Raw genomic sequence first — 26,159 nt, forward strand, 5'->3', positions numbered from 1 at the left:
GCTATCTGACTGGCCTCCGCTCATTTCGAGTAGAGGTCATCGGCGCCGAGACGAGCATCCGGATTGAGCAGCATTGCCGCTTCCTGAGGCTTCTCGGCGTTGTCGTGTCCGAACCGGCGGTCGGCCGGCTTCTCGTACAGCGACGGGCCACCGGCGATCGCCGACGCGAGCGTGCGCTGACCGGTCAGCACCCGGGCGTTGGCCCGCGCCTGGTACTCGGCCCGCTGGTCGGCGGGCAGTGCGGCCAGCAGCGCCTGCGGATGCACCAGCGCCACCAGACCCGACACGTGACCGAAGCCGAGGCTGGTCACCAGGCCCGCCTTGAGCGGGAACTTCTCGCCCAGGTGCAGGGCCTCGCGGACCCAGACGAAGTGCTTGGCGTGCGCCAGCTCGTCGTCGACACAGTCCAGGCTGCGGTTGGGCGGGATGACGCCGTCACGCAGGATCTGGCACAGACCCATCATCTGGAAGGCCGCGGCACCACCCTTGGCGTGACCGGTGAGGCTCTTCTGGCTGACCACGAACAGCGGTGCACCCTTCGAGCGTCCCATCGAGGCCGCGAGCCGCTCATGCAGCTCGGTCTCGTTGGGATCGTTGGCCAGCGTGGAGGTGTCGTGCTTGGAGATGACCGCGATGTCATCGGGCCCGACACCCAGCTTGGCCAGCGAACGGGCCAGGCGGGACTCGCGCCCACCACGGCCGGCACCCAGGGCACCGAGGCCCGGCGCCGGGATCGAGGTGTGCACACCGTCACCGAACGACGAGGCGTAGGCGACGACGGCCAGCACCGGCAGACCCATCTGCACCGCGAGATCACCGCGGGTCAGCAGAATCGTTCCGCCACCCTGTGATTCGACGAAGCCGAGGCGACGACGATCGTTGGCGCGGGAGAACTTCGAGTCGCTGATGCCCTTGGCCCGCATCATCTCGGTGTCGGCGGTGGCCGCCATGTCACCGAAGCCGATGATGGCTTCCAGCGTCAGGTCGTCGTAGCCGCCGGCGACCACGAACTCGGCCTTGCCGAGCGCGATCTTGTCGACGCCCTCTTCGACCGACACCGCGGCCGTCGCGCAGGCAGCGACCGGGTGGATCATTGAGCCGTAGCTGCCGATGTAGGACTGCACGACGTGTCCGGCGAAGACGTTCGGCAGCACCTCCTGCAGGATGTCGTTCGGCTTGTTCTTGCCCAGCAGGTTGCCGTGGTACATGGTCTGCATCGAGGTCATGCCGCCCATGCCGGTGCCCTGCGTGCTGGCGACCAGGCTCGGGTGCACCCACCGCATCAGCTCGGTCGGGCTGAATCCCGCCGACAGGAACGCGTCGACGGTGGTGACCAGGTTCCACAACGCCACCCGGTCGATCGAGCTGGCCATGTCCGGCGTGACGCCGTAGACCTGCGGGTCGAACCCGGTCGGGATCTGCGCGCCGACCGTACGGGACAGCTTCACCTTGCGGGGAACCCGGATCTCGGTGCCGGCCTTGCGGGTGACCTGCCAGTCCGCGCTGTCCGGCACCGGCGCGATGACGGTGTGCTCCGGATCGAACTGCACGAATGCGCGGGCGTCGGCCTCCGAGGACACCACGAAGGTGAAGTCCTTGTCCAGAAAAACCGAAACCAGCAGCGGCGCAGCGTGATCGGGATCGATCGCACCGTCGTCGACCCACTCGCGGATGCCGACCCGCTCCACCACGATGTCGTGGTAGCGCTCGACGAGTTCACCCTCGTCGACCAGGTCGCCGCTCGCGGTGTCGTACCAGCCCGGCTTGGGATCGTCTTCCCACTTCACCAGACCGGTGGTCCAGGCCAGCTCCAGCACGCCGGCCGCGGACAGCTCGCCGGCGACCTCCATCTCGAAGCGGGTCCGCGACGAGCCGTACGGCCCGAGCTCGGCACCGCCGACGATGACCACCAGGTCGGCGGGGTCGACGTCCAGGTCGTCCCATGCCGGCGGCGGGGCCGCCTGGTAGCCGCGCGGCGGCGACGGCAGCGCGGCGATGGTGGCTGCGCCGTCCTCGTCGGCGGCGTCGCCCTCGGTGTCCGACTCGGCCAGCATCTCCTCGCGGGCCTTGGCGGCCAGCTCGGCCATATCGAGCTGAACCTCGCCGAGGCCACCGGTCAGGTCGACCTTGATCGGCTCGCGGGCCGCGGCCACCTTGGATTGGATATCGCACAGCGCCAACAGCATCGAGGCCATCTCGGCGGTGGTGTACGTGGTCACGCCGGCCTCTTCGACGGCGCCGACGATGGCATCGTTGTGGCCCATCAGGCCGGTGCCCTTGGTCCAGCCGATCAGCGCGTGCGCCAGCGAAACCCGCTGGGCCCACGATGATTCCGCACTCCAGCGGGCGACGACCGCGTCGAGCGCGGACTTCGACTCGCCGTAGGCGCCGTCACCGCCGAACATGCCGCGGTTGGGCGAGCCCGGCAGCACGACGTGCAGCCGCGAGGCGATATCGCGCTCGGAGCCCAGGCGGGACAGCCCGCCGATGAGCCGCTGGACGGCCCACAGCAGGACCTTCATCTCCATCTCCGAGCGCGCACCGGCCTCGGACAGATCCCCGGCGACGCGCGGAGCGGCGAACGGGAACAGCAGCGTCGGGTTCTGGGCGTCCTTGAGGTGGATCGCCTTGGGCCCGAGGTTCTCGGTCTGCTCGCTACCCACCCACTCGACGAGCGAGTCGATGTCGCTGTAGGACGCCATGTTCGCCGGGACGACCCACAGGGTGGCATCGAAGCGGGCATGGTCGCGGTACAGCGTGCGGTAGAACGCCAGCCGGTCGTCGTCGAGCTTGGACGTGGTCGCGATGACTGTCGCCCCGCCCGCGAGCAGCTGCCCGGCCACCGACGCGGCGATCGAGCCCTTCGAGGCACCCGTCACCACGGCGACTTCGTTTGCGTAGCCACCCTTTTCGGGGTTCTCCGCACCCGCGGCCGCCCGGCCGTACAGCGCGCCGTGCACGTTGCGCCCGGCGGCCAGGGCCTTGCCCTGCCACCAGGTGGCCTGTGTGCCCACGACGTTGCCCGCACCTTCGAAGCGCTCCGAGAGCCGCTCCCAGTCCGCGTCGATCTCGCTCTCGTCGAGCAGCCACAGCTTGGCGAGATCCTCACGGGCACTGGCCCACCGGTCGTCGAAGACGACGGCCTTGCGGGCGTCGAACACCGGAGCCACCAGACGCGGCCAGTCCGAACCGAGTTCGTTGGTCACCAGGTCGATCAGCTCGGAATCACTGACGGCTTCAGCGGTCACGGGCGCGTTCAGCCCGAGCTCACCGAGCACCAGGCGGGCCGCCGACGCCAGCACACCGTTGGGTCCGGTCACCTGCGCGGCGAAATCGTTGAGCGCGGCGGAGTCCACGACGCCACCACCGGCGGCGCCGGAGGACGGCAGGCTCACCGGGATGCCCTTGCGGGCACCCACGGCGCTGACCGCGGCGTCGATCACCTTGTCCACCGAGGCCGCATCGGCCAGCGCACCTTCGTGCAGGCCGCCCATGCTGCCCCCGCGGACGCTGGATCCCTCACGGGTGCCCAGCGCCACCTCGGCGGTGACGTGCTTGGCCCAGCCGGGGCCGAGTTCCCATGTCTTGGTGACACGTTCGGTGATGTAGGCCGGCCGCTTGCCCGACGGCCCGAAGACCGTGCGCAGCTGGTCGTTGATGGCATCGGAGAGCACCGGACCGAACGGCTTGTACGTCCGGGCCAGCTTGGTCACCTGAGACTTCAGACCCGACAGGTCGGCCTCGGCCGCACCGTCGATGGCACCGAGGTTCAGCTCGGAGCCGAGGTCCACCAGCAGCTGGTTGCGTCGCGACGAGGCACCGTCGGTGATCGACTCGATGGAATCCAGCGGTTCGATCTGCTCGGTGCGCATCTTCGCCGACAGCGCGATCAGCGACATGGTCGCATCGGCGGCGTCGTAGACGATATCGTCGGGACGCGGCCCGCCCGATGGCGCCGCGGCCGGTGCCGCTGCGGGTGCGGCGGCTGCCGGTGCGGCCTCCGCCGACGGCGCTGCGGGCGCCTCGTCCGCCTCGGGCTCGGGCTCCGGATCGGTGTCGGTGGCGAACAGCACCGGGGCGTCACGCTCGGCGTTGAGCACCTCGGTGGTGTTGTGCGAGTACTCCGGCAGCTTCAGCGTGTTGGTGGCCAGGCCGGCGACGGTCGGCGCGGTCTTCACACCGATCTCGACGAACCGCTCCACGCCGAGACCGCCCGCGGCCTCCTCGATGAACAGCAGATCCTGCGTCTCGATCCAGCGCACCGGGCTGGCGAACTGCCAGGCCAGCAACTCGATGACAACCTTGCGGCACAAGGCTTCCGGCTTCTCGTTGCGCCAGGTGTCGTAGTCGGCGAGCACCTCGTCGAGGGTCTCGGCGGGCACCAGGTCACGGATCTCCTGGATGAAGTCGCGGTCCAGGGTGAACGGCCGCGGCACCAGGTTCGGGATGTAGCGCCCGATCAGCAGTTCCGGATCGGCGCCGACCGGCATGACGCGCTCCAGCGCGCGGCGGAAGTCGGCGACGCCGACCCGCAGCACCTCGGAGTGGAACGGCACGTCGATACCGGGGACCAGGATGAAGGACCGCTTGCCGCCGCTGATTTCGCGACGACGCTCGATCTCCTCCTCCAGCGCCTCCAGGCCGCGCACCGTGCCCGCGATCGCGTACTGCGCGCCGCGCAGGTTGAAGTTCACGATCTGCAGGAATTCGCCTGTGCGCTCGGAGATCTCGGCGACGAAGTCGGTGACGTCGTCATCGTCGAGGTCGATCTGCGACGGTCGGATGGCGGCCAGCCGGTAGTTGGACCGGCCCTTCTCGTCGCGCGGCACGATGTCGTGCATCTTGCTGCCGCGGTGGAACACCACCTCCAGCAGGGCTTCCAGCTTGTAGACGCCGGACACGCAGGCCAGTGCGGTGTACTCGCCGACGGAGTGGCCGCACGCGATGGCGCCCTCGACGAACGCACCCTGCTCGCGCATCTCGGCGACCTGGGCCGCGGCCACCGTCGCCATGGCGACCTGGGTGAACTGCGTCAGGTACAGCACGCCTTCGGGGTGGTGGTAGTGCACACCCGAGGCGATCAGGCTGGTCGGGTTGTCGCGCACCACGTGCAGCACCGAGAAGCCCAGGGTGTCGCGGGTGAACTTGTCCGCGGTGTCCCAGATCTTGCGGGCCGCCTTGGAACGGGCCCGGACCTCCATGCCCATGCCCTTGTGCTGGATGCCCTGACCGGGGAAGGCGTACACCGTCTTCGGGGCGGCCAGCTGTGCGGTCGCCGACATCACCAGGTCGCCGCCGACCTTCGCGGTGACCTCGATGATCTCCGCGCCGCGGTCGATGCCGACGCGGTCGACCCGGAAGTCGATCTCGTCGCCCGGCAGCACCATGCCCAGGAAGCGCGAGGTCCAGCCGACCAGACGGGCGGGCGGGGTGGCTCGGCCGTCGGTGGCGGTGACGACGTGCTGAGCGGCGGCCGACAGCCACATGCCGTGCACGATCGGACCCTTGAGCCCGGCGAGAAGTGCTGCGGCACGGTCGGTGTGGATCGGGTTGTGGTCACCGGAGACGACCGCGAACGCGCTCATGTCGGTGGGCGCGGTGACGGTGGCATCGCGACGGCGACGACGCGGGGTCTCGGTGGCGTTGTCGGTGATCGCACCGCCGGCACGCAGCGGGTCGGCCAATTCGGCGGCGCCGTTGCGGCCCCGGATCGCGAAGCGTTCCTCGAGGCTGGCCAGCACGGTGCCCGTGCTGTCCGCGATGGTCACCGAGACCGGCACGACGCGGCCATACTCGGTGTCACTGGCCGCGGAAGCGGTTGCTGTGACGGTCAATTCGGCCTTGGTCGTGGGCATCTGCGCCAGCAGGTGCGCGGCGTGGTCCAGGTGCACCAGGCTGAGCAGACCTTCGACCACCGGGAACTCGTCCGCGGTGACGGCGGACCCGATGACCGAGAAGACGGCCGGCCAGCAGCGGCCCACCAGGGCGTCCGGAACCAGGGTCAGGCCCGGCGCCAGTGGGGCGCCGAAGGTGGCGGTGACACCGGTGTGGTCGGCGATCTCCTCCGGATCCCAGCCGACGGTCACGGTGGCCGTGTCGTTCACGACGACGGGCAGCGCATCCACCCCGTCGACACCGGCGGCGATGGCCAGCACGGCGCGCATCGCGGCCGAGGCGTCCTCGGTGGTGACCACCGGCATGCCACCGTTGACGGTGGCGGCCGGCAGGGTCAACTTGATCTCGATCCAGATGTTCGACAGCGGCACGCTCAGCGTGACGCCGGCCTCGGTGAGCTCCAGGCGTGAACCGGTGGACGGGTGTACCGCAGAACGGTTTTCGTTGACCTGCCACTCGCTGGGCGCGCCGATGCGGTGCACCGGGTTGATGGCGGTGCGACCTGCCCACAGCACATCGGGCGAATCCAGCACGACGGCGATGGGACCGACGACGTCGGCGCGTGCCTGACGGCGGGACACCACGGGCACCGCGGCGGCACCGGTCGCGACGACCTCGTCGATGGCGGCCTGCTCGAAGCGGTCGAGCAGCTCACCGACCGGCTCGTCCACCCGGGTGATCCCGGCGACGGCCTGCGTGCCCGGGATGATGCACACCTGGTCGGCGGTGTAGCGCGCGTCGTGGGCCTGCCACAGCGAGTCGCTGCGCCACCAGCGCCGCACGTCCTTGTCGATGACGGGCACGAAGTTGACCGGCTTGCCCGGCACCTTGCACAGGGTGATGAAGAACGGCACGTCGGCCGGGTGCAGCTTGATGGTCTCGGCGTCCGGGTAGCGCGACAGCAGGGCGGCGCGGGCAGCGGCCGGATCCTCCAGCAGCGCTTCACCTTCCGCACTGTCGGCGAAGAGCGTGTCGATCGGGCCGGAGTCCTGCGGGTGCAGGCGGGCCTCGGCGCGCTTGAGCATGTCGGCGTAGCGATCCCGCCAGGTGATGTCGAGCCACGGCGAATCGTCGTGCTTGGTGTCGGCGGTGGAATCACCGCTGCCGATGGCCAGCTCGACGTAGCGGTCCAGCCACTGCAGGTAGGTGAGGTCGGCCAGGTCGCCGAAGTAGGGCTTGGCGGTGTCGGCCATCGCGGCGATGATCTCGTCGCGGCGCTCGGCGACCGCGTCGGCGTCGCCGGCGACCTCGTCGAGCAGGCGGCCGCAACGTGATGCGGTGTTGTCGATCTCGTGGATGTCCGCACCCAGCTGGCTGCGCCCGGATGCCATGCCGCCCTGGGCCTTTCCGGCGCCGACCCAGATGTCGGTGCCGGTGGTGTCCACCAGCAGCTGCTTGACCGCAGGCGAGGTGGTGGCCTCCAAGGTTGCCATCGCAGCGGTGCCCACCAGGATGCCGTCGACCGGCATCAGCGGGAAGCCGTAGGTCTCCGACCACCGGCCGGACAGGTATTCGGCGGCCCGCTCCGGGGTGCCGATACCGCCGCCGACGCAGATGGTGATGTTCGACAGCTTGCGCAGATCCGAGTACGTGGCCAGCAGCAGGTCGTCGAGGTCCTCCCACGAGTGGTGGCCACCGGCGCGACCGCCCTCGATGTGGGCGATGACGTCCTTGCCGGGCACCTCGGCCGCGATCTTGATGACGGACTTGATCTGGTCGATGGTGCCGGGCTTGAACACCACGTGGGTGATGCCGATGCCGTTGAGCTCCTCGATCAGGTCGACGGCTTCGGGCAGTTCGGGGATGCCCGCGGTGACGATGACACCGTCGATCGGGGCACCGGCCTGGCGCGCCTTCTGCACGATGCGCCTGCCGCCGAGCTGCAGCTTCCACAGGTACGGGTCCAGGAACAGCGAGTTGAACTGGATGGCGCGGCCCGGCTCCAGCAGCTGGGTCAGTTCGGCGACGCGGCCGTCGAAGATCTCCTCGGTGACCTGACCACCACCGGCCAGCTCGGCCCAGTGGCCGGCGTTCGCTGCGGCGGCGACGATCTTGGCGTCCACCGTCGTCGGGGTCATACCGGCCAGCAGGATCGGCGAACGTCCGGTCAGGCGGGTGAACTTGGTGGACAGCTTGACCGAGCCGTCGGGCAGCGTGACGGTCGACGGCGCGTAGCTGCTCCACGGGGCGGGCACCTCGGGTGCGGCGCCGACGGTGAACAGGGCGCGCTGGCCGGCGCGGGTGGCGGCGGGGACGATGCCGATGCCCAGCCCGCGGATGACCGGGGCGGTCACGCGGGTGGCGGTGTCGCCGGGCCCGAGATCGATGATCCACTTGGCGCCGGCCTCGTGCAGGCGCTCGACCTCGGCGACCCAGTCGACCGGGTCGACGAAGACGGCCTTGGCGAAGTGGTGGGTGAGCTCGGGATCGATGCCCGGGATGCGGCTGGCCCACGAGTCGATGAGGTCCACGGCGTCGGCCAGGCGCGGGGTGTGGAAGCCGACCTCGACCTGGATGCCGTTGAAGACCGGGGCGAACACGGCGCCGCCACGGGTCTTGTTCTTGCGCTCGGCTTCTTCCTTCTCGGTGATCTTGCTGCAGTACAGCTCGAACCGGGACAGCTGCTCGGGCGTGCCGGTGATGACCACCGAGCGCCTGCCGTTGCGGATGGACAGCACGGGCGGCAGCACGGTGCGCACGTCGGTGGAGAAGTCTTCGAGCAGTTCGGCGATGCGGTCGGGGTCGGCGTTGGTGACCGACACCATCGGCGACTTGTCGCCACGGCCGACCATCCCGCGGCGGCGCGACATCAGCGAGCCCGCGGCCCCCATCAGTTGCAGGATCGCGAGCATCTCGGCGTCGCGGGTGCCCTTGGCTTTCAGCGCCTCGGCCGCGACGATGCCCTGCGAGTGCCCGGCGACGGCGACCGGCGGGGTGCCGTGCAGGTCCAGTCCCTGGCGCAGCAGGGCGCGGGTGGCGGCGATCTGCGCCAGCAGGATGCCGGGGCCCGAGATGGCGGTGCTGATCAGCTGCTTGGGGGCTGGCAGGGGCTCGTCGGCGGCCAGCGCGCGCACCCACTGCAGCGGCTCGAAGCCGATGGGGCGGACGACGACGAGCTCGCGCGCCACCGGCTCCAGCAGCATGTCGGCTTCGGTGACCAGTTCGCTCAGATCCGATTCGATGCCCGCGGAGCTGACGAGTTCCTCGAGGCTCTCCAGCCAGCCGCCGCCCTGCCCACCGAACGCGACCGCGTAGGGCTCGCCGGCGTTCAGCAGATCCACGAGCGCGTGCGCGCCCGACAGCGACGCTCGGCCGAGGTCGCTCTTGCCGTTGGCGGTCACTCTGTCGTGTTCATTGATCGTCACGTCTTGCCATCTCCCTCGGTACAGATCTCGTCACGCGTCTGGCTGATGGTGCCGGTGTCGCCGCGCCATCGCGGCGGATCCCGGACGGGCCTGCCTCATGCAGGCCCCGGCGATTCGGCACTGAATCTCCATGAGCTCTCAGCGGGCGCCGGCCTGCCGGCATGGTCGAGGGCCGCACCGTCACGGTGCGGCCCCCCGGAGCCAGGTCCAGCAGGGCAGTCCAGCTGTACTAAGAGTGTCATAAGAGCTGGTGTGATCATCCGCCCCTAAATGGTTACTAGCGAGTTCTACGCTCGGGTAACCTCGGCGCGCATAACGCCGGTTCGCACGGCGAGTAAAGCCCTACGGGACAAACGTCCTGTTGGCAGGTGGTTACGGTCGAGTAGCTATAACTTCCCAGATCAAAGCAGCATTGTTATCAAATCGTTATGTCGATTTCCGGCGCCCACCGGACGCATCGCCGCGATCGACAGTTTGACCAGAAGTGTCTACAAAAGGGTGCCAGTCAGCGGCGAAAGTTTGCTGGCTTTTATTACTGATCAGTAAGGTTTTCTGGCTAAGGGTCCACGACCACGCGACGACCGGGAGCCGGTCGATCTCTCCCTGGAGCCGTTGCACGGGGCGGTGCAGACCCAAGCCACGCTCGGAGCGCGTGACACCGGCGTCCTGCCCGCCGAACCGGTCGGCGGTGCCCCCTTTGCCGTGACACGACCTCCGGCAGGGCCCGGTCGAGGTCACGTGGGAACCAACACCCCCGGCCGTCGGCGGATATCGTGCTCACCTCCCAGTTATGGCACGAAATCCGCACTTAGGCTGCGGCTTCACCGGCGAATCCATACGATCTCGACCATGCCCGCACCGATCTCCGGACTCGCCGAGACCCCGGACACCACCAGCACGGGCACCCCGCGCATCGAGCTCGCCGGGGTCAGGAAGGTCTTCGCAAACCGATCACAGGAGGTGGTCGCGGTCGAGGGCGCGAACCTCACCGTCACCGACGGCGAGCTGTTCGCCATCCTCGGCCCCTCCGGATCGGGCAAGACGACCGTGCTGCGGATGATCGCCGGCTTCGAACAGCCCACCGCGGGGGTCATCCGGCTCGGCGGTACCGATGTCACCGGATTGCCCGCGCAGCGCCGGGACGTCAACACCGTGTTCCAGGACTACGCCCTGTTCCCGCACATGACGGTCGGCCAGAACATCGAGTACGGCATGAAGGTGCGCGGCATCGCCAAGGCCGAGCGGCGCAGTCGCACGGCCGACGCGCTGGACATGGTTCGGTTGTCCGAGCACGGCGATCGACGGCCCGAACAGCTCTCCGGCGGGCAGCGGCAACGGGTCGCCCTGGCCCGCGCTCTCGTCGGCCGCCCACGGGTGTTGTTGCTCGACGAGCCGCTCGGAGCGCTGGACCTCAAGCTCCGCGAGCAGATGCAGGTCGAACTGAAGGCGATCCAGCGTGACGTGGGCATCACCTTCGTCATCGTCACCCACGACCAGGACGAGGCCCTGACCCTCTCCGATCGGCTGGCGGTGTTCAACGCCGGGCGCATCGAACAGATCGGCGCCGCGCGGGAGGTCTACGAGTCGCCCGCCAACCGCTTCGTCGCCGACTTCGTCGGGACCTCCAACGTCTTCGACGGGACGGCGGCGCAGACGCTGCTCGGCCGCGACGGCACGTTTGCCGTGCGCCCCGAGCGCATCGCGGTGCACGCACCGGGCCGCCCACCCGAGGCCGGGGCTCGCACCGTCGAGGCCACCGTCGCCGAGATCATCTATGCGGGCCCGCTCACCCGGGTGACGTCGACAGCCCAGGGCGCGACCCTGACGGCCACGGTGCTCACCTCCGCCACCTCCCTGCCGGCAGGCCTGGACCACGGCTCCCCCGTCGTCCTGTCCTTTCCGGACTCCGCCGTCCACCACCTGAAGTCCTGAGGAGGCCACCCATGAAACTCACCGTGATCCGCACCGGGCTCGCCCTGGCCGCGACGGCGGCCCTGTTGGCCGCGTGTTCGAGCGGTTCCAGCGGCGGGCCCACCGGGCAGGCACCACCGAAGTTGGAAGCGCCCACCTCGCTCGGCGACGGCGAGGGCGAACTCAACCTCATCGCGTGGGCCGGGTACGCCGAGAACGGCTCCAACGACAAGGCCGTGGACTGGGTCACACCGTTCGAGAAGGAAACCGGCTGCAAGACCAACGTCAAGGTCGGCAACACCTCCGACGAGATGCTGCAGCTGATGCGCACCGGCCAATACGACGGTGTCTCGGCATCGGGTGACGCGTCGCTGCGCCTCATCTACGGCGGTGACGTGGCACCGGTCAACACCGCTCTGGTGCCCAACTACGCGACCATCACCCCGTTCCTCAAGGACAAGCCGTGGAATTCGGTGGACGGCAAGATGTACGGGATCCCGCACGGCTGGGGCGCGAACCTGTTGATGTACAACATCGGCGTCGTCAAGGACGCGCCCGACTCCTGGGGCGCGGTGTTCACCGACTCGGCCAAGTACAAGGGCCGCGTGACGGCCTACGACTCACCGATCTACATCGCCGACGCCGCGCTGTACCTGTCGAAGACCAAACCCGAACTGGGGATCAAGAATCCGTACGCGCTGACCGCCGGTCAGCTCGACGCCGCGGCCGATCTGCTCAAGGCCCAGCGGGAGAACATCGGCGAATACTGGTCGGACTACACCAAAGAGGTGCAGGCCTTCGAATCCGGCACCTCGGTGATCGGCACCACCTGGCAGGTCATCGCCAACACCATCGGCGGCGACAACAAGGTTCAGGTCAACACGATCCTGCCGAAGGAAGGCGCCACCGGTTGGTCGGACACCTGGATGGTGTCGGCCAAGGCGGCGCATCCCAACTGCATGTACAAGTGGATGAACTGGATCACCTCACCCGAGGTCAATGCTCAGGTTGCCGAATACTTCGGTGAAGCACCGGCGCAGGCCAAGGCCTGTGAGCACACCAGCCAGAAGGACTTCTGCGACGTCTTCCACGCGACGGACCCGAAATACGCTGAGCAGATCCACTATTGGACGACCCCGCAGAAGAAGTGCATCGACGGCACCGGCGACGACTGCACGACCTACGATCAGTGGGTCGACAAGTGGCAGCAGATCAAGGGGTGATGGCGCGCCTGCGGCTGGCTCTCCTGCTCGTACCGCCACTGGCGTGGCTGGGCATCGCGTATCTGGGATCGCTTGCGGTGCTGCTCGTCTCGGCACTGTGGAGCACTGACAGCTTCACCGGCGCCGTCGTGCACACCCCGACCACCGACAACCTGGTCCGGGTGCTCACCGACGCGGTGTTCCGCGCGGTCACGCTGCGCACCCTCGGCATCGCGCTGGCGGTGACCATCATCTGCATTGTCTTCTCGGTGCCGCTGGCGCTGTTCATGGCGAAATACGCCTCACCCCGGGTGCGCCTGCTCCTGGTCGTGGCGGTGACGACACCGCTGTGGGCGAGCTACCTGGTGAAGGCCTACGCGTGGCGGATGTTGCTGTCCCCCGAGGGCCCGCTGGCCTGGGCCGCCGGCGGCACACCGGGTTACGGCATCACCGCCACCGTCATCACACTGAGTTATCTGTGGTTTCCCTACATGGTGATTCCCGTCTTCGCCGCCTTCGAGCGGGTGCCCGACGCGCTCTTGGACGCGAGCGCCGACCTGGGCGCCTCCGATGCGACGACGTTGCGGACGGTGATGGCGCCGTTGATCTTTCCCGGGATCGCAGCCGGGTCGATCTTCACGTTCTCGTTGTCCCTGGGCGACTACATCGCGGTGACGATCGTGGGCGGCAAGACCCAGATGCTGGGCAACCTCATCTACGGCCAGCTCGTGACCGCCAACAATCAGCCGCTGGCCGCGGCGCTGTCGCTCATCCCGCTGGTGGCCATCGTGGCCTACCTGCTCGCGATGCGCCGCACCGGTGCACTGGAGAACGTCTGATGCGATCGGTGCGGACCCGGTGGGTGTTGCGGTGCTGGACCGCGCTGGTGCTGCTCTTCCTCTATGCCCCAATGCTTCTGGTGGTGGTCAACGCCTTCAACGCGTCACGCACGTTCGCCTTCCCGCCCACCGGGTTCACGCTGCGCTGGTGGGCCGACGCCGCGAGCAGCGCGGGGATGTGGCAGGCACTCGCCAACTCCGCGGTGGTCGGCGTCGCCGCCACCGCCATCGCCCTGGTCTTGGGCACCATGGCCGCCTTCGCCGTGCAGCGCTACCGGTTCTTCGGCAGACAGGCCGTGAGTTTCCTTGTCGTGCTGCCGATCACGCTGCCCGGCATCGTCACCGGCATCGCACTGAACGCCACGTTCACCTCGGCGTTGGGCGTCACGCTCGGCATGGCCACGGTGATCATCGGGCATGCCACCTTCTGCATTGTGATCGTGTTCAACAACACCCAGGCCCGGCTGCGGCGCCTCGGCACCCACTTCGAGGATGCCTCGGCCGACCTCGGTGCGTCGTCATGGCAGACGTTCCGCTTCATCACCCTGCCGATGATGCGCGGGGCGCTGGTGGCCGGCGCGATCCTGGCGTTCGCGCTCAGTTTCGACGAGATCGTGGTGACGACGTTCACGGCGGGCCCGGCCGTGCAGACCCTGCCGATCTGGATCTTCGCCAATCTGTTCCGGCCGAATCAGGCGCCGGTGATCAACGTGGTCGCCGCGGTGCTGACGGCGCTGGCGATCCTGCCGGTGTGGTTGGCGCAACGGTTCGGCGGGGATCCCGCCACCACCCGCCTGTGAACGTCAGGGCCGCTGCGCCAGGGCCCGCTCGAGCCGGTCGGATGCCACCAGCCGGCTCAGCTCGACGTGATCGGCCGGCGCATCGGCGATCGCTCCCACGGTCGAGGACACGTCGTCGGCCACCCGCTGGACATCGCCGTCGATCGCCTCGATCAGTTGCAGCATGAAGCGCAGGTAACCGCGTCGGTCGTCGGCCCGCGCGACGATCGCCCCGATCGCCGGGTTCAGCCACGCCAGTCCGGCATCGGTGCGCCGGACCAGCCCGGCGGCGAGCAAGGCGTCCGCGTCCCTGACATCGACATCGATATCGACGAGGGACGCGGGCTGGCGCAGCCCGAGGAACCCGATGAGGTCGGTGCCGCTGCGCACCCCGTCGAAGAACTCGGCGATGTGGGCGGACGTGAAACCGCGCCGCAGCAATTGGTTGATGGCTTGCAGCTGGATGAGGTGGTGGTCGTCGTAGAGCGCGGCCCGACCGGCCCGGCGCGGCGGGTCCAGCAACCCTCGTTCGCGATAAGCACGGATGTTGCGGGCGGTCACCCCGGAGATGCGGGCCAACTCACCCATGCGGTAGTCAGGCAAAAGTGGTCGCCCGCCCGCTTCTGCAACCACCCATTCCGACATCCTAGCCCGCACCAGGCAACGCGGAGCGAATATCAATCAGCGGTACGTCACTTCCGCGACTGTCAATAATCACGCGTCTCAGCTGCGCAAATTCGTTAGCGGCAGCGACGAACGACACTGAATCCGTCAGACTTAGCCAACTCTCAGCGAACGCATTCGCGGCCTCGTGAGCAAATTCACCGGAAATCGATTGGTGAATCGTCCCATCATTTTGGGAGGATATGACAGGACAAATCATGTCTGCCTGTTCCCGAAGAGAGGCTGCCGCCGTGCGTCCCTGGATCGTCTGGGCCACCGGGCTACTCGCCTACATTGTCGCCGTGCTCAACCGAACGACGCTCGGCGTCTCCGGATTGGAAGCCGCCGATCGCTTCCACGCCAGCCCGAGCGTGTTGTCCTCGTTCGTCGTGCTGCAGGTCATCGTCTATGCCGGGGCGCAGGTCCCGGCCGGCGTCCTCTTGGACCGCTACGGCTCCAAGATCCTGATCGTGTCGGGCGCCGCTGTGATGGCCGCCGGGCAGCTGGCCATCGCGCTCACCGAGTCGCTTCCGCTGGCGCTGGCCGCCCGCGCGGTCGTCGGCCTCGGCGACGCCATCACCTTCATCTCGGTGTTACGCCTTGTGCCGCACTGGTTTCCGCCCCGTCAGATCCCCCTGCTCACGCAGTTGACCGGCATCTCCGGTCAGATCGGCCAAGTGCTCTCGGCCATCCCGTTTCTGTCGCTGCTCGGCATCTCCGGCTGGACGCCCGCCTACCTGTCGGTCACGGCGTTCGGCGTGCTGGCCCTGGTGCTCACCGTCGTGATCGTGCAGAACACCCCGCACGGCAAGCTGGCCGCCACCGAGACCATGAGCGTGCGCGACACCCTGATCAGCGTCCGGACGGTGTGGATGCGCCCAGGCACCCGGCTCGGGTTCTTCACGCATATGGGCACCCAGTTCTCGGTGACCATCTTCGCCCTCATGTGGGGCGTGCCCTATGTGACGGTGGCGCAGCACCAATCCCGCGCGGTGGCCGGCATGCTGCTGACCATCTCGGTGGTCACCGCCATTGCGGCGGGCATCGTGCTGGGTATCTACACGGGCCGCTACCCACACCGCCGATCCTGGATGGTGCTCGGCATCATCGGCAGCAGCGCCGCGATCTGGACCGTGGTGCTCGCGCTGCCCGGTCCCGCACCACTGTGGCTGCTGATCCTGCTCATCGTGATCATCTCGGTCGGCGGCCCGGGCTCCATGGTGGGCTTCGATTTCGCCCGCACGTTCAATCCGAGCGCGACGCTGGGCACCGCCCAGGGCATGGTCAACATGGGCGGCTTTCTGGCCTCGCTCATCCTCATGCAGGCGATGGGCTGGATCCTGGACGCTGCGGGCGGCTACTCGTTCGACTCGTTCCACCTGGCCTGGACGCTGCAGTACGCGGTATGGGTGCTGTCCGTCGTCGGCATCCTGATCACCCGCAAGAAAGCGCGGAAGCTGATGCGCGCTGAAGAAGAACGGGATCTCTTGGAAACGTTCGACACCCACGCCGGCCGTTAGGCCACCAGCCGCCGGGCCATCGCCGCGGCCATGTGCCGATGCCCGACCAGTTCGTACCCGATGACCGACACCATCGGAGCCGCCGTGGCGACGAGCAGGCACAGCGCCATCGACACCCCGGCCAGGGCCAGCAGGACCGCACCCACCAGGACGCCGGCGGTGAGCACCAGCAGCAGGAGATGGAACCGGTCGGTCTGCCGCACCAGCGTCGAATAGATGAGGAAGACAAGGCAGACGAACAGGCCCACCGGGATCACCACCGAGAACACGGTGCCCACCGAGCCCAACTTCGAATGCCCCTCCAGGTAGTAGGCGGCGACGTGTAACCCGGCGCCGGTGGCGACGATCGATCCGAACAGGAAGATCGGCAGGTAGCCGAACCAGAACGACTGTTCGCGATGGGCGTGCAGCAGGTCGGCCGTCGGCACCGTGAAGTACACCCACCACATGCCGAAGGTCAGCCCTATTCCGGCGACCGTGACCAGGATGGCGTCGACCGTCCAGCCCTGTTCCTGAACCACCGCCGACAAGGTTGCGACCGTCCCGACCACACCCTCGCCGAGGGCGATGATGGCCATCAGTCCGTATCGCTCGGTGATGTGGTGCGCATGCCACGGCGTGCCGCCCACCTGCCGCTCGGCCAGCACGGGCACGGAGATCTCCAGCAGGATCAGCACTCCGCACCAGACCAGCGTGACCATCAGGGACGTGTGCGCGAAGATCTGGGCGATCCAGCCGATCTGCACCACGCTGACCGAGATCGCGTACGTCAGGCACGCGCGGCGCCGCAGCGGATCCCCGGCCGCCGCGCGCAGCCACTGCGCGACGAGCCCGACGCGCATCACCACGTAGCCGGCGACCAGCACCGCGTTGTCGACGTGCCCCCCGTGCTCGATGGAGGCGAACACGTCGGGGATACCCAGCGTCAGGATCACCACGCCGACCATCTGAACCATGGTCGTCACCCGGTACACCCAGTCATCGGTGTCATAGGCCGAGGCGAACCAGGTGAAGTTGATCCAGGCCCAGCAGATCGCGAACACCGCGAACACGAAGGAGATCAGGCCGGTCCAGATGTGATCACCCGTCAGGGCGTGGGCGAACTCGGAAGCGGCGGTGCCGAATCCGACGACGAACGTGAGGTCGAAAAGCAGCTCCAACGGAGTGGCGACCCGGTGCCGTTCGTGCGGATCTCGTCCCGACATCACCTGCACCCGATGCGTCATGTCGCCCCCGCGGTCGCCTGCTTCGCTCACGACACCGTCCTTTTCCACCCGACGCGCTAGCGTGGGCGAATGCCCACCCCCGACACCCTAGGGTCCGCGGTCGGCGTCGTGCTCGCCGCAGGTATCGGATCGCGGGTCGGCGCCGACGGCAACAAGGCATACCTCCGATTGGCCGGGCGTTCGATGGTGGCCTGGTCGGTGCAGGCCGTGGCCGCCACCCCCGGAATCGACCGGACCGTCCTGGTCTATCGCAAGGGTGAGCGCGATATCGCCGAAAGCACCGTGCGCCACGATCTTCCGGACACCCCGGTGGAGTACGTCGAGGGCGGCGACACCCGCCACGACTCCGAATCCAACGTGCTGGATCACCTCGCCGCCGACATCGATTCCGGCGTGATCGACGTCGTGCTCATCCACGACGCCGCCCGCCCACTGGCCACCCCGGACCTGATGACGGCGGCCCTGGCCACCGCACGGACATTCGGGGGCGCGGTGCCCGCCGTCGATGCCCACGGCGTGCTGCGCGCGGACACCAACGCCGCACTCGCCGACAACCTGGTGCGGGTCCAGACCCCGCAGGCGTTCCGCGCCGCCCCATTGTTGGCGGCCTACCGGCGCGCCGGTGTGGCGGGATTCGACGGCACCGACACCTCGTCGTGCGTCCAGCACTTCACCGACGTCGACGTGCGGGTGTTCCCTGGGGCGGCGGCCAACCTGAAGGTGACGTTCCGCCACGACATCGCCCTTGCCGAGCATCTGCTCAGCGGCACGCGATGAGAGCCTCGATCAAGGCGGCATCGGCGGGCAGGTCGGCCAGGATCGCGTCGGGGTCACCCTCGACGGTCACGACCTGCGCATCCGCCGGCGCGTCGATGGCCCTCCCGTAGGGGTGCTGGCCGGTCCGCAGTTCCGACCGGTCCACGGTGGACAGGATGCGACCTTGGGCGTCAACGGTTTTGACGGTGTCGGTGACGGGCACGATCGGCACCACCCGGACCGCACCGCCGGACAGGGCCGCCACCACCCGCTCGATCACCCGCGGCGAGACCAGCACCTGGCGCGGGTCGGCCACCAGCACATGGGAAACCCCTTCCGCCCGAACATGTTCCACCGCCGCCGGGACGGCGTCCTCATCGGCGATGTCCAGCACCGTCGCGCAGAGATCCGCCAGCGCGAGCCGGACGCCGGACGCCAGCGGTGGCGCGACGGCCACCACCACGCTGTGCAGGCCGGCTTCCGACAGCGCCTGGACCACGCGCCGCAGGGCAGGCTGCCCCGCCACCGGCGCCAACACCTCTGCCCGGCGCACCGGCACGATCGCTGAAATCTTCACCGCCGGTCAGGCTATCGGGCTCGTGGCGCGGAATCGCAGCAGGTAGGTGTTCCAGTCCCAACCGGCCAGGAAAGCCTGGGCGGCGTGGTAACCCTTGGCGTACAGCGCTTCCACCTCGGTGTCGGTGATGTCGAAGTCGAGGAAGCCGACCTCCGTCGAGTCGACCCGAATGGTGCGTGCACGCACCCACGGCTGGTTGAGGTAGGCCTGGTCCCGGCCGACCAGCACGGTGGTGATGAGATCGTCGAGCAGGCGTGAGGGCCCCAGGTGGCGTAGCGGCCCCCAGTCCGGGATCACCTGATCCTTGCCGTCGGGCAGGTCGGGTACGACGGTGACCCCGAAGCTGGGCCATCGCGGCGCCGCACCGTCGGTGCGGTCCAGCGAGTCGACCGGGAAGTTCGACAGCAGGCCGCCGTCCAGCAGGGTCGAAGTGCGTCCGGTGGCACTGGTCAGGGTGGCCGGACGGAAATAGAACGGGATGGACATCGAAGCGCGCACCGCGTCGGCCACGCTCTGCTCGTCGGGATCCAGGCCGTACACCCGCCGGTAGTCCCACGGCAACCGGACCAACTGACCGGTCGTGACATCGGCGACGGTGACGACGAGCTTGTAACGCTGTTCGGGGGGCAACTCGTCATCGTCGATGGCCAGGTCGCCGAACGTCTCGACGCCCAGGCCCCTGAGCTGACTGCGTACCCAGCCGTGGGCGTAGTCGCCCTTGTACATTCCGTCGCCGCGCAGCACCGCCAGCGAGCCACCCACCAACGGCAGCCGCTGCAACGCGACGGGGTCCCGGAACTTGTGGTAATCCAGTTGCAGGGCAAGGTCTTTGACTTCGGCTCCGGTGAGTTCCGAACCTGCCGCCACGATCGCGCCGACGATGGAGCCGGCCGAGGTCCCCGACACCCGTTGCGCGGCATAACCGGCATTCAGCAGTGCCACCACCGCGCCGACCAGTCCGACACCCTTGACTCCGCCTCCGGAGAGCACCAGATCCGCGGACAGGGAGGACACGACCCGACGATACCGCGACGGGTCAGGGCACCAACACCGCCTTGCCCAACACATCGCCCTCGGCAAGGCGTTCCAACGCGCCGCCCGCGTCGGACAACGGAACCAGCACCGGCGGCGGCGGCCGCAAGCCCGCCCGCACCAGCTCCGCCACTCCGCGTTGCAACTGCGCCCGCCCATCCGGTGTACGCGCGACGAAGTCGTACGAGTTCACGCCCACCACGCTGATGCTGGGCGCGACCAGTCGTGACACCTGCAACTCGGGGACCCCACCGCCGGATGCGAAACCGAGGACCAACAGCCTGCCTTCCGGCGCGAGCACCCCCAACGCGTCGCCGAATACGGGCCCACCCACCTGGTCGATCACCAGGTCCACACCGCGGCCAGCGGTGTACTCCCGGATCCGCTGCGGCCAATCGTCGACGAGTGGCAAGACGACGTCGGCCCCCAGGGATTCAGCGAAGCTGAGCGCATGCGGCCGGTTCACCAGCGCGATCACTGTCGCGCCGAGAGCCTTGGCGACCTGCGTCGCGGCGGTGCCGATGCCGCCCGCCGCTCCGAGAACCAGCACCGTCTCACCATTGCGGATCCGGCCACGGTGCACCAATGCGAAGTACGCGGTGTAGTAATTTCCCAGTAGGCATGCGGCCGCCGCATCATCGACGCCACTCGGCGTAGCGGTCACGTACTCCGGCGGAACAGCCACCGTTTCGGCATATCCGCCGAGTAAAGGACACGCCGAAACCCGCTGTCCGGCAGAAAATCCCGAGCCCCGCGGGGCCGATCGGACGACACCTGCGACCTCGTTTCCCGGGATGAACGGGAGTTCGGGCCTCCACTGGTATTCGCCACGGATCAGCAGCAGGTCCGGGAAGCACACGCCGGCGGCGACCACGTCGATCACCACCAGGCCTGTTCCGTCCGGCTCATCGACATCGGCGAAGGCCAATCCCCCGGGTCCAGAAAACTGCTGCGCCACAACCGCCTTCACCAGAGCCGCCGCCATCGCATCGCTTATCCCCGCCCACCAGTCTCCGAGTGTGCAATATTATTCTCTACAACCGGAATTGTCGTTATGTAATCCGAGAATGCAGTAGCGCAGTTGGGGGACTGATCGCGATGACGCTGGCCAGGCTCGGTGGACTGGATGCGAGCCTGTTGTTTCTGGAATTCGGCCACCAGACGATGAACATCTGCACCCTCATCGAACTGGACAGCTCGACGGTGCCCGGCGGTTACAGCTTCGAACGTTTTCGCGCGCACCTCGCCGAACGGATGGACGCACTTCCCGAACTCCGCGTGAAACTGGCAGACAGTCTGCTGAATCTGGACAATCCGATCTGGGTCGACGACCCCGACTTCGACCTGGATCATCACCTGCATCGGGTCGTGCTTCCTGTCCCATTCGGCCGTCATGAGCTGGCCGCTGTCGCAGCGCAACACGCCGGGGCCCGGCTGGACCGCAGCCGGCCCCTCTGGGAAATGTGGGCGGTCGAGGGGCCAGACCAAGGTGGGCCCTTCGCCGTGGTGCTCAAACAGCACCACGCCATCATGGACGGCGCCAGCGATACCGACCTGATGGGGCGCCTGTGCAGCACCGAGGCCGATGCGGTGAAGCCGGATCGGCTGCCCGGCGCGGGAACCGCCACCACCGCGGCACTCGCACTGGACGGCGCGGCCCGATTCGCCCGCAGGCCATCACGCATCGTCGGCACACTATTGCCGGCCGTGTTGCGTTCGATTGCCAACTCGGTGCGCCTGGCAACATCGTCGCGGGTCATGTCCAGCCCATTCCAGACACCATCGACACCGTTCAACGGCAACGCAACCGGCTCTCGCACCATCGCCTATCTACAGTTGGATCTGGCGGACGTGAAGGCCGCGAAGAACGCTTGGGGCGTCAAGGTGAACGACGTCATTCTGGCGTTGTTGTCCGGCGCCCTGCGCGATCACCTGCTCGACCTCGGCGCACTCCCCACCTCCGACTTGATCGCACTGGTGCCCATGGCGGTCGAAGACCGGGCCACAAGTGTCGGCGCGAACCAGCTTTCCGCGACGTTCTGCAGCCTGTACACCAGGACCACAGACCCAGTCGCACGCTTGAGGGCGATAGCCGGAGCCAGTGCAGCGGCGAAGGAGCACAGCTCCGCGATGGGACCGACGCTGCTGCAGGACACCTTGCAGTACGTGTCCCACAGGATCCTGGGTGCCGTCATGAGGTTGTACGTGTGGTCGGGCGCCAGCGCGCGCAGGCCGGCGTGCAACATCTCGGTGTCCAATGTGCCAGCGCCGCCAGTGCAGTGGTATCTGGGCGGCGCGAGGGTAAAGGCGATGTACGGTGTGCCGCCGGTGATGCACGGCATAGGGCTGCACGCCGGGGTGAGTTCGCTGAACGGCAAGCTGGACATCGGATTAGCCTCATGCCCGGAACTGCTCCCGGATCTGTGGAGCCTTGCAGACCGAATCCCCGGTGTGCTCAGGGAGATCCTCAACGCCGCGACATGATCAGATCAGTCCTTGATGAAGTGGTACATCCGGTACGTGTACTCACCACTGGACAGCTTCTGTTCGGCCTCCGCGAACGGACGTGCGGCCACAGCACCGGCGATCTCACGCGCGAACGGCACGTCGGGGAGGTGCTCCTGCACGTAGCCCACCACCTGCGTGCCGTTGTGACGGATGCCTCGCAACACGTCTGGACTGATGTCGCGGGCCGAAACCTGCCGCAACGGCGCCGCACGCAGATCGGCCTCCCACCGTTGCACCCAGGCGCGTGGTCGCATATCGGCGTACAGAAAGTGTCCCTGCGGCACCAGCACACGTGCCACTTCGGCCAGAAAACCCGGAAAGTCCGCATAGTGGTGTGACGCTTCGATGCTCAGTACTGCGTCGAAATCACCGGCCGCGAAGGGTAGCTGCTCGGCATTGCCGTGCACGAAGGAGAGACCGGGCTCGTGGTGGCGGCGCCGGCAGAATTCGATTCCGTTCTTGTTGAGATCGAGGCCGGTGTAAGCCCGGACCTTCAATGCGCGCACCAGATATGCGGCGCCGCCGCCATGCCCGCAGCTTGCCTCGAGTACTCGGGCGCCGCCGATGTCCGCCTGGATCGCTGTGCCGTGGTACAGCTGGATCGAATACCTGTCGGGCTCTTCCTCTTCACTCAACGGCAGACCCATCGGTGGGTCTTCCTCATAGCCGAAATTGAAGAACTGCACTCTGTCATCACCACCGAGCATCCGGGTGTACATCGGATAGATGAATCTGGCGGCGACGCGCATGGCCGGCGGAGTCAGCACCAGCCGGTTGACGAGATCGTCGAATGAGCGCGTGAGCGACGAGACGGTGAACGGCGACACTGCGCCTCCTAACCTAGTGGGCTCGAGTGCAGGGCAAGTGCACGGGACGAACACTCATCACTCATATCGCGACGTCCTGCAGACTGAGATCCCAGAGCTGGCGCGACAGCACCTGGTCAGCGGCGGCGCGATGCGGTGTGGAACGCCTTTGCCGGGAATAGTATTCGCCCGACTGCCAGTCGACGGCCGGCATGCCGTGGTGAACAAGATGATCGCCAACTTCGTGAGTGCGTACGCGACACCGGGACCGGTCCGATCCGTGTGCCGCAGTTTCTCGATGCCGATGCTGCCCAGGAACTTCTGCGCCGAACTCGTCGTGTTCACGATCGAAGCCCGAGAGCTCACCAGATGATCGAGCAATGACGTAGTCAAAAGGAATGGAGCGAGATAGTTGACCTGGTAGGTCTCCTCGAAGCCGTCCGGAGTCAGCTGAGTCTTGGACCGCATTCCACCCGCGTTGTTGACCAGCACATCGATTCGCCGATACTGCGACTGCAGATCGTGCGCGAGTTTCCTCACCTGCGCCAGATCGGTGAAATCGGTGGTGAACCCGGAGACTCCCAGTTCGGTGGCGAGATGTTGTGTCTTGTGCGCTGATCGGCCGACAATCACGACGGTGTGGCCCGCTCGGTGCAACTGGCGCGCAGCAGCAGCACCTATGCCATCGCTGGCTCCAGTGACGACTATCGTCTTGGCGGTCAGGGTTTTTGGGGCCATATCGTGGGATTCACCGCCTGGTAAGGACGACGGGAAGACCGCCGGGCAAGCCGGTCCCCGCCATGAACTTGTGGCGGGGCTGCCAGCCTGCGGGCAGGCGGATCTGGTAGCGCCGCAGTATCGACGCCAGGATCAGCACGGCTTCCGCGTTCGCGAGCCTGAAACCCAAACATTTTCTCGGTCCAACGTTGTACGGCACGAAGGCATTTCGATGAATTGGGTCCTCCAGGAATCGGCTCGGCCGAAATTGCTGGGGGTCGGTCCAGAACCTCACATCCCGGTGTATGCCGTAGGGGGACACCGCGATCTGCGAGCCTGCCGGAATGTCGAACCCGCCGATCTGATCGTCTTCGGTCGCCGTGCGTATATGCGCCAGGATGCCGGATTGGATCCGCTGTGCCTCGTCGAAACAACACCGGAGATACTGTAGTTGCTGCAGATTGTCATACCGCAGTGGCGCATCGCCCAAGCTGTCGACTTCTGCGGCCGCCCTGGCCAGCACGGCCGGATCGGCATAGAGCAGGGCGACTGCCCACACCAGCGCGGCGGTCGTGGTTCCGACTCCCGCCAGCAGCAGCGCGAAGAGCTCGGACCGCACTCGGGAATGCCGCACTTGCGGGGATCCGTCGAACTCCGCCGCCTGCAACGCATCCAGAAGATCGGGCTGCGGTGCAGGCAGCTCACACCGTCGATGGATGAACTCGTCGAGCCATCCCACGATGAACTGCTTCGCCGCCGTCCCGCGCGCGCGGAAGGGTCGGGGCACGAATCCCGGTAGAAGGTAGGTGACGGATCGCGCCATCACATATAAATCGTAATCATTGATCGCCCGAACGAACTGTTCGAGCCGCTCGGCCGGCAACGACGTACTGAACATCGACCGCATCAAGCCGTCCATAACGACCACACCGAGCTCGTGCTGCAATTCGGTCGGTGCACCCGTATCGGCACGCACCTCCCACGCTGCGATCCGATCCGTCACACCAGAGGTCAGGCGGTCGCCGACGGCTGCCAACGCCTGTCCCCCGAAATGCGGGTTGAGTGATCGGCGGGAGCGCTTCCACTCCTCTCCGTTCAGCATCGGCATCGGCATCGGTTCGTCGAAGAACAACTCACGTATCGACTCATGCTTGAGGTAGCGAGCGTGATGACGCACCATGACATGCTCAACGTGATCCGGGTGACTGACCAGAGTCATTCTCATCCCCGGCAGCGGTACCGGCAAGTTGACCACGTCGCCGTATCGGCGAGCGATTTCCCCCGCCACACCGAAGGCCGCGTTGGGTCGAACTGCGGCAACAATCGGTACGAGTTGGACAAGACTGGGTCCGGGCGGCCGCCGTAGACCTCCCGTGGCTTGCGAACGCATCGCCGCCGAGCCGATCCTCATCGCCGCTCAACATAACACCTTCGCGACCCTTGTCGGTCGATGTGCAATATCCGCACATCGACGAACTTGTCGGTGCGGAGTCAAGAGCTCCCCTGGCGCGACACGCTCTGCGATAATCCGGTTATGTCGCTCAGTCACAGAGTGTTTCGTCACCCACTTGAATGGAACATCGGCGACAGGGTCGGGTTGAAGTACCTCCAGAAATATGTCTATCCCTATCTGACGCGAAGGTACGGGGCAAGGGACGTGCTGTTCATCAACTACGGCTATGAGGAAGATCCACCCATGGCGATCACGCTCGATGACGCCGATGAGCCCAACCGGTACTCGATCCAGCTCTACCACCGGGTCGCGACGCAAGTCGATCTCGCCGGCAAAGATGTCCTCGAGGTCGGCTGCGGCCACGGCGGCGGCGCGTCGTATCTCCTGCGCAACCTGAGCCCTGCCTCGTACACCGGACTCGACCTCAACGCTGCGGGAATCGACTTCTGTCAGCGGCGCCACCCCTTGACGAATCTGACTTTCGTGCAAGGAGACGCCGAGGACCTACCGTTCCCGGACGAATCCTTCGATGTCCTCCTCAATGTCGAGTCTTCGATCCACTACCGCTCGTTCCCCCGTTTCCTCGCTGAAGTGACCCGCGTACTTCGCCCCGGCGGTCATTTCTTGTACACCGACGGCCGTACGGCCTCCGACGCGCGCGCCTGGGAGGACGACCTCGACCACACCTCGATGCGGATGGTCTCGCGCCGCGACATCAATCCCGAAGTTCTACTGGCCCTGGAGAAGAACGGGTCGCGGGAAAATCAGCAAGGGGTGTATCGATATGTCCCCAAGGCGCTGCGGGACATGACGCGCGTGTGGATTCTCTGGGTGTTCCGGGCCCTGCAAAGCGGCCGGATCTCCTATCGGATGTACAACTTCATCAAGTAAGGTGCCGAATCGGAGGTCG

Annotated in this window: 17 protein-coding genes; 8 read left to right on the forward strand and 9 right to left on the reverse strand. The window is 67.1% G+C overall.

The window, feature by feature from the left end; translation table 11 throughout:
• Positions 1-20 precede the first annotated feature (20 nt).
• Positions 21-9,260 (reverse strand): fatty acid synthase subunit beta domain-containing protein, encoded by a 9,240-nt coding sequence (locus AC1DY7_RS27960; protein WP_477497007.1) that lies wholly within the window; start codon positions 9,258-9,260, stop codon positions 21-23.
• Between the two features lie 849 nt (positions 9,261-10,109).
• On the opposite strand from AC1DY7_RS27960, the gene AC1DY7_RS27965 reads away from it, so the two are divergent.
• From AC1DY7_RS27965 to AC1DY7_RS27980, 4 genes are read left to right on the forward strand one after another with little or no spacing between them, the layout of a single operon-like run.
• Positions 10,110-11,192 carry an ABC transporter ATP-binding protein gene (locus AC1DY7_RS27965; RefSeq protein WP_477497008.1) on the forward strand — a complete coding sequence of 361 codons (1,083 nt, stop codon included), beginning with the start codon at positions 10,110-10,112 and terminating at the stop codon, positions 11,190-11,192.
• A gap of 11 nt (positions 11,193-11,203) precedes the next feature.
• Positions 11,204-12,394: an ABC transporter substrate-binding protein gene (locus AC1DY7_RS27970; protein ID WP_477497009.1), complete on the forward strand. Its 1,191-nt coding sequence runs from the start codon at positions 11,204-11,206 to the stop codon at positions 12,392-12,394.
• Positions 12,373-13,212, forward strand: a complete 840-nt coding sequence (locus AC1DY7_RS27975) for an ABC transporter permease (RefSeq protein WP_477497010.1) — start codon at positions 12,373-12,375, stop codon at positions 13,210-13,212. Before AC1DY7_RS27970 ends, AC1DY7_RS27975 begins: the two co-directional genes overlap by 22 nt.
• Complete coding sequence (locus AC1DY7_RS27980; RefSeq protein ID WP_477497011.1) at positions 13,212-14,012, forward strand: ABC transporter permease; 801 nt, start codon at positions 13,212-13,214, stop codon at positions 14,010-14,012. The genes AC1DY7_RS27975 and AC1DY7_RS27980 overlap by 1 nt, the downstream gene beginning before the upstream one ends.
• A 3-nt stretch (positions 14,013-14,015) precedes the next feature.
• On the opposite strand, the gene AC1DY7_RS27985 is transcribed toward AC1DY7_RS27980, so the two are convergent.
• The gene (locus tag AC1DY7_RS27985; protein ID WP_477497012.1) at positions 14,016-14,579 is read right to left on the reverse strand and encodes a MerR family transcriptional regulator; all 564 of its coding nucleotides are present in this window, start codon (positions 14,577-14,579) and stop codon (positions 14,016-14,018) included.
• 326 nt (positions 14,580-14,905) lie between these two features.
• On the opposite strand from AC1DY7_RS27985, the gene AC1DY7_RS27990 reads away from it, so the two are divergent.
• Positions 14,906-16,174 carry an MFS transporter gene (locus AC1DY7_RS27990; protein WP_477497013.1) on the forward strand — a complete coding sequence of 423 codons (1,269 nt, stop codon included), beginning with the start codon at positions 14,906-14,908 and terminating at the stop codon, positions 16,172-16,174.
• Here the strand turns inward: AC1DY7_RS27990 and AC1DY7_RS27995 are convergent.
• Positions 16,171-17,430, reverse strand: coding sequence for a low temperature requirement protein A (locus AC1DY7_RS27995; protein ID WP_477497014.1), 1,260 nt, complete (start codon positions 17,428-17,430; stop codon positions 16,171-16,173). The two genes, AC1DY7_RS27990 and AC1DY7_RS27995, sit on opposite strands and share 4 nt — an antisense overlap.
• A gap of 39 nt (positions 17,431-17,469) precedes the next feature.
• On the opposite strand from AC1DY7_RS27995, the gene AC1DY7_RS28000 reads away from it, so the two are divergent.
• A complete protein-coding gene (locus tag AC1DY7_RS28000) occupies positions 17,470-18,177 on the forward strand; it encodes an IspD/TarI family cytidylyltransferase (protein WP_477497015.1) in 708 nt (235 codons plus the stop codon).
• On the opposite strand, the gene AC1DY7_RS28005 is transcribed toward AC1DY7_RS28000, so the two are convergent.
• Genes AC1DY7_RS28005 through AC1DY7_RS28015 form a run of 3 tightly spaced genes read right to left on the reverse strand, consistent with a single transcriptional unit; the run spans position 18,161 to position 20,735 of the window.
• On the reverse strand, positions 18,161-18,733 hold the full coding sequence (locus AC1DY7_RS28005) for a 2-C-methyl-D-erythritol 4-phosphate cytidylyltransferase (protein ID WP_477497016.1): 573 nt from the start codon (positions 18,731-18,733) through the stop codon (positions 18,161-18,163). The genes AC1DY7_RS28000 and AC1DY7_RS28005 overlap by 17 nt on opposite strands.
• Before the next feature lie 6 nt (positions 18,734-18,739).
• A complete protein-coding gene (locus AC1DY7_RS28010) occupies positions 18,740-19,747 on the reverse strand; it encodes a patatin-like phospholipase family protein (RefSeq protein WP_477497017.1) in 1,008 nt (335 codons plus the stop codon).
• 22 nt (positions 19,748-19,769) lie between these two features.
• Complete coding sequence (locus tag AC1DY7_RS28015) at positions 19,770-20,735, reverse strand: NADPH:quinone oxidoreductase family protein (RefSeq protein WP_477497065.1); 966 nt, start codon at positions 20,733-20,735, stop codon at positions 19,770-19,772.
• Positions 20,736-20,863: 128 nt separating this feature from the next.
• Between AC1DY7_RS28015 and AC1DY7_RS28020 the strand changes: the two genes are divergently transcribed.
• Positions 20,864-22,249, forward strand: coding sequence for a wax ester/triacylglycerol synthase family O-acyltransferase (locus AC1DY7_RS28020; protein WP_477497018.1), 1,386 nt, complete (start codon positions 20,864-20,866; stop codon positions 22,247-22,249).
• Positions 22,250-22,254: 5 nt separating this feature from the next.
• Here the strand turns inward: AC1DY7_RS28020 and AC1DY7_RS28025 are convergent, their stop codons facing one another.
• The 3 genes from AC1DY7_RS28025 to AC1DY7_RS28035 are packed head-to-tail and all read right to left on the reverse strand — an operon-like array spanning position 22,255 to position 25,207.
• A complete protein-coding gene (locus AC1DY7_RS28025) occupies positions 22,255-23,100 on the reverse strand; it encodes a phthiotriol/phenolphthiotriol dimycocerosates methyltransferase (RefSeq protein WP_477497019.1) in 846 nt (281 codons plus the stop codon).
• A 57-nt stretch (positions 23,101-23,157) separates the two neighbouring features.
• Complete coding sequence (locus tag AC1DY7_RS28030; RefSeq protein WP_477497020.1) at positions 23,158-23,817, reverse strand: SDR family NAD(P)-dependent oxidoreductase; 660 nt, start codon at positions 23,815-23,817, stop codon at positions 23,158-23,160.
• Between the two features lie 10 nt (positions 23,818-23,827).
• A complete protein-coding gene (locus AC1DY7_RS28035; RefSeq protein WP_477497021.1) occupies positions 23,828-25,207 on the reverse strand; it encodes a cytochrome P450 in 1,380 nt (459 codons plus the stop codon).
• Positions 25,208-25,330: 123 nt separating this feature from the next.
• Between AC1DY7_RS28035 and AC1DY7_RS28040 the strand changes: the two genes are divergently transcribed.
• On the forward strand, positions 25,331-26,140 hold the full coding sequence (locus tag AC1DY7_RS28040) for a phthiotriol/phenolphthiotriol dimycocerosates methyltransferase (RefSeq protein ID WP_477497022.1): 810 nt from the start codon (positions 25,331-25,333) through the stop codon (positions 26,138-26,140).
• The last annotated feature ends 19 nt before the right edge of the window (positions 26,141-26,159 follow it).

Source organism: Mycobacterium sp. P2_H7, from assembly GCF_056403275.1.

What these genes read in the sequence shown, in the direction of transcription:
- AC1DY7_RS27965 (WP_477497008.1), top strand. Translation starts at nt 10,110, where the DNA reads ATGCCCGCACCGATCTCCGGACTCGCCGAGACCCCGGACACCACCAGC.
- AC1DY7_RS27970 (WP_477497009.1), top strand. Translation starts at nt 11,204, where the DNA reads ATGAAACTCACCGTGATCCGCACCGGGCTCGCCCTGGCCGCGACGGCG.
- AC1DY7_RS27980 (WP_477497011.1), top strand. Translation starts at nt 13,212, where the DNA reads ATGCGATCGGTGCGGACCCGGTGGGTGTTGCGGTGCTGGACCGCGCTG.
- AC1DY7_RS27985 (WP_477497012.1), bottom strand. Translation starts at nt 14,579, where the DNA reads ATGGGTGAGTTGGCCCGCATCTCCGGGGTGACCGCCCGCAACATCCGT.
- AC1DY7_RS28000 (WP_477497015.1), top strand. Translation starts at nt 17,470, where the DNA reads ATGCCCACCCCCGACACCCTAGGGTCCGCGGTCGGCGTCGTGCTCGCC.
- AC1DY7_RS28020 (WP_477497018.1), top strand. Translation starts at nt 20,864, where the DNA reads ATGACGCTGGCCAGGCTCGGTGGACTGGATGCGAGCCTGTTGTTTCTG.
- AC1DY7_RS28030 (WP_477497020.1), bottom strand. Translation starts at nt 23,817, where the DNA reads ATGGCCCCAAAAACCCTGACCGCCAAGACGATAGTCGTCACTGGAGCC.
- AC1DY7_RS28035 (WP_477497021.1), bottom strand. Translation starts at nt 25,207, where the DNA reads ATGAGGATCGGCTCGGCGGCGATGCGTTCGCAAGCCACGGGAGGTCTA.
- AC1DY7_RS28040 (WP_477497022.1), top strand. Translation starts at nt 25,331, where the DNA reads ATGTCGCTCAGTCACAGAGTGTTTCGTCACCCACTTGAATGGAACATC.